Genomic DNA, 2,660 nt, shown 5'->3' with positions numbered 1-2,660 from the left:
TGGTCACCCGGCTGATCGTAGACTCATGCATTTCAATATCTTCGGCAATATCTTTTAAAATCAAAGGCCGCAGATAGGCAATGCCCTTTTCAAAAAAATCCCTTTGAAACTTGATGATGCTTTCCATGACCAGATAGATGGTTTTCTGGCGTTGATGAATGGATTTTATCAGCCAGGAGGCGGACTGCATCTTTTCATTAAGATAGGTCTTGGTCTCCTTGGGGATTTTTTTGCCGGTGGCGACGGCGTCCCTGTAGAATCTTGAAATTTTTAATTTGGGAAGGCCGTCATCGTTCATAACAATTTTAAAATCATCACCGACTTTGTAAACATAGATATCCGGGGTGATGTAGGCGGGTTCCTCTGTGGCAAATTTCCTGCCGGGCTTGGGTTCAAGAAACTGGATGATTTTTACTGCAGCCCGCACATCCTCAACGGAAATTTTAAGGGCCTTGGCAATTTTTTTACTGTTTCTGTTTTCAAGATTTTTGAGATGATCCGTAATGATCCGGGTGATGATATCGTTTTCAATGCCCAGTTGCCGGACTTGAATCAAAAGCGTTTCGCACAGGTTTCTGGCACACACGCCGGGGGGGTCAAAGGTCTGGAGCACAGCCAGCACTTTTTCAACGGTTTGAATATCGGACTCGGCACTCTGGGCCAACTCCTCCACGTCGGCGCATAAATATCCGTCCCGGTTCAGGTTGCCGATGATGACATGACCCAGTCGCTCCTCTTCGTCCGGCAGATCCGAAAGCATCAACTGCCACTTTAAATGGGCTTCAAGGGTTTGTTTCTCGGATGTAAATGATTCGTAATTGGGCGCTTCACTGTTTTCAGACTCCATGTAGATTCTACCGGTGGAGTTATATTCATTGATATAGTTTTCCCAGTCCGTATCCGAGCGCACCCGCTCTTCAATGGTAACTTCTTTGACAGGGGCTTCTATTTCAGCTGTCCGGGTTTCGGTTTCCTGGGCCGTGATGGCTTTGTCAGAGGCCTCATCAATGGAGATTTCTTCAAGCGCCGGATTTTGCTCCATTTCCTGCTGGATCATTTCGGCAAGTTCAAGCCTGGAGAGCTGAAGCAGTTTGATAGCCTGTTGGAGCTGGGGTGTCATGACCAGCTGCTGGGTCAGTGCAAGGCTTTGTTGTAATCCAAGTTCCATGATTAAAGTCTAAAATTGTCTCCCAGGTAAATGCGTTTGGCTACTTTGCTTGAAATAATTTTTTCCGGAGGGCCTGATTCCATAACCATACCCTGGCTCATAATATAAGCCGTGTTGCATACGCCTAATGTTTCCCTGACATTGTGATCGGAAATCAATATTCCGATGCCTTTGTCGGTAAGCTGGGATATGATTTGCTGGATATCAATAACAGCCAAAGGATCAATGCCGGCAAAGGGTTCGTCCAGTAGGATGAACAAGGGGTCTGTGGCAAGAACCCTTGAAATTTCCAGACGGCGCTTTTCTCCACCGGACAGGGAAGTCGCCTTTTGTCCGGCCAAGGCCAGTATCCCAAGTTCTTCCATCAGTGTTTCGGCTTTCCGGTTGATGTCCGCGACTTTTTTGTCAATAACCTCCAGAATGGCCGTTATATTTTCCCGGACTGTCAGTTTTTTAAATATAGAGGTCTCCTGGGGCAGGTAACCAAGGCCCTTTCTGGCCCTGACATACATGGGATAGCGGGTTATATCCTCCCCGTCAAGATGGACCGTGCCTTTGTCCGGCCGGATCATGCCTACGGTCATATAAAAGGTCGTGGTCTTTCCGGCACCGTTAGGTCCTAGAAGCCCGGTGACCTGACCCTGGTCAACGGTCAGGCTGACGTGATTCACGACGGTTTTACCGCCATAGGTCTTTACGAGGTTTTCCAGTACCAGTCGGCTCATTTATAAAGAACCATCCTGATCTTCGGCATCAAAAAATGCTTCAACCCTGTTTTTTTCGGTGCTTTCCACAACCACCCGGTCCTGGGCCTTAAACAGGGTTATTTTTTTGCCGGAGATCCAGCTTTTTCCCGTAAGCAGACGGGCTTTTTCCCCTGTGAGCACCAGTATTTCATCTGTGGTGTCATAATCCGCCTGATCCGAGAACGCTTTGCGCTCCCCTTCGGTATATTCCACATTCCCCGTGGCAAGAATCCGTTTGACGTTTGATTGGTCTTCCTTTTTGGTTTTTGAGGTATGAAAAAATACTTTGATCGAATTTGCTAAAAGCACACTGTCCGCCCGAACCGCTTTGACGTTTCCCATAAATTCCACCATGGATTGGTTTTTGTCGGCGACCATTTTATCCGAAGTAATTTTCAGGTCTGCCGGCGGCTGTTTCTTCTCAGCAGTTGTCTTCTCCTGGGCTGCAAAGGATACCTGTGCAAAAAGAGTCGACAGCACCAGCAACAAAATCAGAGAAATATTATAACCTATTGGGATTCTGACTATTTTCACTAAATTGTCCTTCTACGTGTCCTTTTAAGATGATCAGATCCTGGTTTAGCCGGATCTCCATGCTGTCAGCTTTTATCATGGAGTTTACGTCATCAAATGTAACCCTTGAATCAGAGCGTATTATATGCGGTTTTTTGGCATAATGCAATGTTTCACTTGTCAGGGTGTATTGCTGATACCGGATAGTAACATTCTCTGATAAGATCATGTCA

Annotated in this window: 4 protein-coding genes; all 4 read right to left on the bottom strand. The window is 46.5% G+C overall.

Going from position 1 to position 2,660, the window contains the following annotated elements; genetic code table 11:
* The coding region (gene rpoN / locus AB7U36_RS22110) for an RNA polymerase factor sigma-54 (protein WP_428161763.1) at positions 1–1,168 on the bottom strand (1,168 nt) is incomplete at its 3' end.
* A gap of 2 nt (positions 1,169–1,170) precedes the next feature.
* Complete coding sequence (gene lptB, locus AB7U36_RS22105; protein ID WP_428161762.1) at positions 1,171–1,893, bottom strand: LPS export ABC transporter ATP-binding protein; 723 nt, start codon at positions 1,891–1,893, stop codon at positions 1,171–1,173.
* Positions 1,894–2,448 (bottom strand): LptA/OstA family protein, encoded by a 555-nt coding sequence (locus AB7U36_RS22100; RefSeq protein ID WP_428161761.1) that lies wholly within the window; start codon positions 2,446–2,448, stop codon positions 1,894–1,896.
* On the bottom strand, positions 2,417–2,660 hold a 244-nt coding region (gene lptC / locus AB7U36_RS22095; protein WP_428161760.1), incomplete at its 5' end, for an LPS export ABC transporter periplasmic protein LptC. The genes AB7U36_RS22100 and lptC, both read right to left, overlap by 32 nt.

Source organism: Desulfobacter sp. (assembly GCF_050177295.1).
The sequence above is the reverse complement of the archived record's forward strand: the minus strand, read 5'-3'. Positions and strand labels throughout refer to the sequence as shown.